Source organism: uncultured Clostridium sp. (assembly GCF_934754915.1).
In the GTDB taxonomy this organism is placed as follows: Bacteria; Bacillota; Clostridia; order Clostridiales; family Clostridiaceae; genus Clostridium.
In genome coordinates, this window is sequence record NZ_CAKVKB010000021.1 from 36,754 (window position 1) to 42,919 (window position 6,166).

Here is a 6,166-nt window from a genome sequence, read left to right on the forward strand (position 1 = left end):
AAAATATAGTTTAAAGAAAGGATTTTTTTATGAAACCATATAACAGAGAATATATTCTGAATGTTCTAAAAGAATATAATAATGCTATAAAGGATAAAACAAAAGGTTCATATAAAATAAGAAGAAAGTCACTTGAAAAATCAGATTTGCAAGGATATATGTATAAAAATGAATATGAATATGATGTGGATATAATAGAACTTTCTAATGAATATGGCTCTATTATGAGGCTTGAACCTAAAGAAATAGAAGGATGTCATGAAGCAATAAACTACGCACAAGGAAGAGTGGGCATAGTAGGGTTAGGTCTTGGATATGTTGTGCAGGAAATAGCAAAAAAAATAAATGTAGATGAAATTATTGTTTATGAAATCAGTCAGGAGGTTATAGATTTATATAAAGATAATTTTAGCGATAATGACAAGATAAAAATAATATGTACAGATGCATTTAAAGCTGAAAGAGAAAAATTCGATTTCTTTTTTGCAGATATATATGGGTATGAACTTACTTCAAGAGTTGTTGAAGATTATAAAAGATTTAATGAAATTCATGAAATTGAAGAATATTCATTCTGGGGAATGGAACATTTTCTGCTTAGTTGTAAATATGAAGATCTTTTATGGGTTTATATACCTGAAAACTGGGTAGCTATGTGTAAGAGTCTATATGCAGAACTACAGGCATCAAATTATATAGATAATTATGAGCCTTTAAATGAAAAAAAGGTTACCAAAATATTATATGAGTTTAAGGAAATACTTAACTCAGATATGTAAGGAATGAAGAAAAATGATACTATCAGGAAAAGAAATATTAAAGAACATTGGAAAAGATATAATAATAAAACCATTTGATGAAAAGAGAATTAATCCAAACAGCTATAATTTATCATTATTTAATGAATTATTAGTTTATGAAAATGATGTATTGGATATGAAGACTCCAAATCCTACAAAGAAGATTGTTATTCCAGAAGAAGGATTATTACTGGAGCCAGGTAAGCTATATTTAGGAAGAACTAATGAATTTACAAAGACAGAAAAGTTTGTGCCAATGCTTGAAGGACGCTCTTCAACAGGAAGACTTGGATTATTTATCCACGTCACAGCTGGTTTTGGTGATATAGGTTTTGCAGGATACTGGACTCTTGAAATATTCTGCGTTCAGCCAATAAGAATATATCCTAATGTTGATATATGTCAGATTTATTATCATGATATTCATGGTGAATATGATTTATATAACAGTGGAAAATATCAGAATAATACTGGCATACAGCCAAGTTTAATGTATAAGGATTTTGAAAAGTAAATATATGATTACCGAACTGTCAGGTTATATTCTGGCAGTTTTTTTTATTAAAAAATGATTACGTTAAAATATTATTGCATATGTAAGGAATATGCACTTTCTAGTTGCATAAGAGCACATATTGGATGGTAGTATAAGGAAAAATATCTTGATATACTAAAACCAAAAGGAGGAGTTTAGTATGAAATTATCAGAAAAAATACAGTTATTAAGAAAAGATATAGGATATTCACAAGAACAATTGGCAGAAATATAGGGTGTGAGCAGACAGTCTGTTTCAAAATGGGAAGCTGATATAGCATTACCCTAGATATTGGACAGCTGTATATTTTACTTCATCACATAAGGATTTTCCAGAATTATTATCAGAAGCAATAGGAACAGAGGAAGACTGCGGAATTAATTGGTTTACAGATATGAAGCGGGGAAATATAAAAATAATAGTTTTTAAGCATAAAATATTAAAATATACCATTGGAAATTTAAAAGAAAAGGAACTAGTATTTGAGGAGTGTAGAAAACTTGGAATACCCGAATACCAGCTGGATTGGGAAGAATAATATATGATTATATTTGGTTAAATTTATAATATTTAATATAAAATTACGATTTATTTTAAGAAAATACTTAATGCAGATATGTAAGGAAGGAATACAGCCCAATTTAATGAATAGACCAGTTACACAAAAAATAATAATTTTAAAAAGTGTTTTTGTAAAAAATTACAAGTTTAATTTTATATATATACAAAATAATGGAAAAAAGTAGATTTTACCCGAACGTATGTTTATAATATTTAATGATGATAGTAAGTTTATGTTTTATCAAATCACCGGTATAGGGGGGAGATAGTTTTGATTAAAGTATTAAATTTAACGAAAGAATTTAAAACAAATAAGAAATACCCAGGATTTAAAGGTGCTATAAAATCTTTATTTTCAACAGAATATACTGTGAACAAAGCAGTAGATAATATGAATTTTCAGATAGGTGAAGGAGAAGTAGTGGGCTATATAGGATCAAATGGTGCAGGCAAGTCTACTACAATAAAAATGATGACAGGAATTTTAACACCTACAAGTGGAAAAGTTGAAGTTAATGGAATAATTCCATATGAGAACAGAACAGAAAATGCCATGAATATAGGTGTAGTCTTTGGGCAAAGGACTCAGTTATGGTGGGACTTACCATTAAGTGAAACTTTCTCTTTGCTTCGTGATATTTATAATGTTTCTCAGGAAGACTTTCAGGAAAGAATGAAATTTTTTAACGATGTTCTGGAAATAGATGAATTTATGTTAAGACCCGTAAGAACTCTTTCTTTAGGCCAGAGAATGAGAGCGGATCTTGCAGCTTCACTTATTCATAATCCTAAAATTCTATATCTTGATGAACCAACAATAGGCCTTGATGTAGTAGTAAAAGAAAAAGTGAGAAATGCAATAAAAGAAATAAATAAAAAGTATAACACTACAGTTATTTTAACTACACATGATCTTGAAGATATAGAGGAGTTATGTGACAGAATAATAATAATTGATAAAGGTGTAAAGATTTACGATGGCAGTTTAAAAGAAATAAAAGAAAAGTATGGATATATGACTACTGTATCTGTATTAATTAAGAAAAGCGAGATTGACAAAAACATAGACATAAATTCTTATTTTAACCTTGATAACAATGATTTAAATTTAAATGTTGAGGATGGAAAGATACTTGTTACCTTTAATAAAAATAAAGTTTCATCAACAGAGATAATTGAATTTTTTATGAAAAACTATACACTTCAGGATTTTTCTTTAAAAGAAACAAGCATTGATGATATTATTAAAAAAATATATAGAAAAGAGGTGTAAGATATGAAAAAATCATTAAATTTTAAATCGTATTTTACCTTCACTAAAAATGTTTTTCAACGAAATCTTGCATATAAAGCTAATACAATAATGTTTATTTTAGGTGATATGATGATACTTGCAGTAACATATTATCTATGGAAAGCTATATATAGCAGTGCATCAGAAAGTATTCTAAATGGATTTACTTATAATGATATGATAATTTATGTATTGCTTTCATTTCTGACACAGGGACTTATATCAACAGAAGTAAGCAATACTATATTTAGAGAAGTAAGGAATGGTTCAATAGCATCGAATTTAATAAAGCCTATAAGTTATGAAAAAAGAATGCTATTTGAGGGATTTGGAAGCGTGCTTTATCAATTTGTTTTAGCTTTTATCATAGGATTTTCAGTTGTTGTAATCATATCTATAAAAACAGGTAGTGGTATAAAGTTTACTAATATGATTATTTATTTTGTAAGTGTAGTATTATCATATTTTATAAATTTTTATTATAGTTATTCAATGGGGCTTCTGACTTTCAAGATAACAAATATGTGGGGAGTAGAGCAGATAATGCAGGCTGTTACAGCGCTTTTTTCAGGAGCACTTATACCAATAGCTTTTTTCCCTGAAATAGTACAGAAGATATTTGATTTCTTTCCTTTCAAATCAATAATATATACACCTTGTATGATTTTTGAAAATAAGTTCAGTTCTTATGAAATATGCATTGCACTTGGTAGACAGGTATTTTGGGTAATAGTGATGATGTTTATTGGAAAAATGATGTATAAAGCATTGATAAAGAACTTGACTATATTGGGAGGCTGATATTATGATGAGATATATTAAATTATATAAGAAATTTTTTCAGCAGTATGTTAAGGTTCTCATAGAATATAGAGCGAGTTTTGTACTTGGACTTATAGGATTTCTTCTAGTTCAATGTACGGGGATAATATTTATTCAGCTTATATTTAATTCTATTCCAGCTCTAGATGGATGGGGATTTTATGAAATATTATTCATATATGGAATGGCGCAGATACCAAGAGGCATAGACCATGTATTCACTGATTATTTATGGATTTTTACATGGAAGACTATTGTTGAAGGGGAATTTGACAGATATCTTTTAAGGCCCCTTAATCCATTATTTCAGGTTATATCAGAAAGTGTACAACCTGATGGACTTGGAGAGATAATAATTGGGGTAATGCTTACAGTTTATTCTTCTACAAAATTAGGATTACAATTTGGAGTGAGTAAGCTAATTATATTAGTGGCAGTAATTTTCTTTTCATCAATAATTTATACTGCTGTAAAGCTAGCTGTAGCATCTATTGCTTTTTGGACAAAATCTTCATTTTCATATTTATTTATGACTTATCAGATAAGTTCTTTCGTTAAATATCCTGTAGGAATATATCCAAAAGTAATAAAATTTATATTGATAGGAATAATACCTTTTGCATTTACAGGATATTATCCAGCTGCATATTTCCTTGGAAAAGAATCTTTTCAAATGGGAATACTGCTTACTATAGCTGTTGCATTGATATCTATAACAGTAGCATATAAGATATGGACATTAGGAATAAAAAGTTATGAAAGTGCAGGAAGTTGATCAATTAAAAGCTAGTATATGACAATTGATTTTTATGTGAGCTTTGAATTCCTTAAAGATATATAATACATTTTAATTTATTATTTCTAAAATTAATAAATAAGAGGTTTTATTGTATAATAATGATGTTTTAAATACTATAAATATAAAGAAAAATGGAAAAATTAAGTAATAATTAAGTTGAAAAATCCAATAAATGACTTTATAATTGAAGAAAAGAATTAAAGAGAGAAAATGATATACTTTTTTGTTCAAAATAAATTGGGGGGAATGCTTAGTGGAAACATGTAAGAAAAAAAATATTATATTTCAATTGGGAGAAAATACGGGTAAGACAGATCATATTAAATTGGAAAATAATAAGGATGCTTTTATAACTGAACCCATATCTGTATATCCCTCTAAAAGAATAAACTCATTTATTACCAAAAAGGTTACAGAATATGTAAGAGTAAATCAGATTTTAGATAAGATGTCTACTCTGCTGGAAAATGAAATTGTTTTAGAAATGAAAAGAGAAAGTTTTGAATTGAAAGAACTTAAAAAATTTCAAGAAGCTATTTATAATTATTTAGATACAGATGATAACATAATACAGACTATTGTATTAAAGGGAAGTGAAAGAGATTCTATTTATAGACATAGTTTAAATGTAGCTATCTTAGGAGCGATTGTTGGAAAATGGCTTGGATTTAGTGGAAACGATATTGATTATATAATTTATGCAGGTATTCTTTCTAATTTTGGAAAGTTAAAAATTGACAGAAATATAATTAGTAAAAAAGGAACACTTACTAGAAATGAATATAACGTAGTTAAAACTTATCCAATAGCTGGCTATAAGTTCTTAAAGGAAAATACAAGTATAGATGATGAAATATTAAAGGCAGTTCTTATGCATCATGAAAGAGAAGATGGTTCTGGATATCCATTGGGAGTAAAGGGACAATCAATAAGTAATATATCGAAAATAATTGCAATCTGTGATGTATTTGATGCAGCAAATTCAAATAGAGATTATAAAGAAAAAAAACCACCATTTGAAGCCTTAAGAGTAATACAGGAAGAAATGAAAAATGGAACATTAGATAAGGAATACTGCTGCGTATTCCTTGAACATATTATTAATTTATATCTTGGACAATCTGTAATATTAAATAATGGAATATTTGCTGAAATAGTTAAGATGGATAAGAATTTCATTGAAAGACCAGTAGTATATATAAAAGAAGAAGATAAGTTTATAGACTTATCACTAGAGGATAAATTACATATAAAAGCGCTTGTATTTTAACTTAAACACTTGACTTGTGCATTAATTTAAGAAAATTTACCATTGGTTTTTAATTCGTGTTTTACCATTATAATTTTTTATAAA

At 27.7% G+C, this 6,166-nt stretch carries 7 protein-coding genes; all 7 read left to right on the forward strand.

Annotation, left to right across the window (positions count from 1 at the left end; all coding sequences use genetic code 11):
* The first annotated feature begins 29 nt into the window (after window positions 1–29).
* The 7 genes from Q0F58_RS05620 (at window position 30) to Q0F58_RS05650 (ending at window position 6,082) form a co-directional block, all read left to right on the forward strand.
* On the forward strand, window positions 30–779 hold the full coding sequence (locus Q0F58_RS05620) for a hypothetical protein (protein ID WP_294373477.1): 750 nt from the start codon (window positions 30–32) through the stop codon (window positions 777–779).
* A gap of 13 nt (window positions 780–792) precedes the next feature.
* Entirely contained in the window at window positions 793–1,314 is a 522-nt protein-coding gene (gene dcd, locus Q0F58_RS05625) for a dCTP deaminase (RefSeq protein WP_294373479.1), read from the forward strand.
* A gap of 416 nt (window positions 1,315–1,730) precedes the next feature.
* The gene (locus Q0F58_RS05630; protein WP_294373480.1) at window positions 1,731–1,874 is read left to right on the forward strand and encodes a hypothetical protein; all 144 of its coding nucleotides are present in this window, start codon (window positions 1,731–1,733) and stop codon (window positions 1,872–1,874) included.
* A gap of 288 nt (window positions 1,875–2,162) precedes the next feature.
* Entirely contained in the window at window positions 2,163–3,170 is a 1,008-nt protein-coding gene (locus Q0F58_RS05635; RefSeq protein WP_367118153.1) for an ATP-binding cassette domain-containing protein, read from the forward strand.
* 3 nt (window positions 3,171–3,173) lie between these two features.
* Complete coding sequence (locus tag Q0F58_RS05640) at window positions 3,174–3,992, forward strand: ABC-2 family transporter protein (RefSeq protein ID WP_294373484.1); 819 nt, start codon at window positions 3,174–3,176, stop codon at window positions 3,990–3,992.
* A gap of 4 nt (window positions 3,993–3,996) precedes the next feature.
* Window positions 3,997–4,788: an ABC transporter permease gene (locus tag Q0F58_RS05645; protein ID WP_294373486.1), complete on the forward strand. Its 792-nt coding sequence runs from the start codon at window positions 3,997–3,999 to the stop codon at window positions 4,786–4,788.
* Between the two features lie 277 nt (window positions 4,789–5,065).
* Window positions 5,066–6,082 carry an HD-GYP domain-containing protein gene (locus Q0F58_RS05650; protein WP_294373490.1) on the forward strand — a complete coding sequence of 339 codons (1,017 nt, stop codon included), beginning with the start codon at window positions 5,066–5,068 and terminating at the stop codon, window positions 6,080–6,082.
* The last annotated feature ends 84 nt before the right edge of the window (window positions 6,083–6,166 follow it).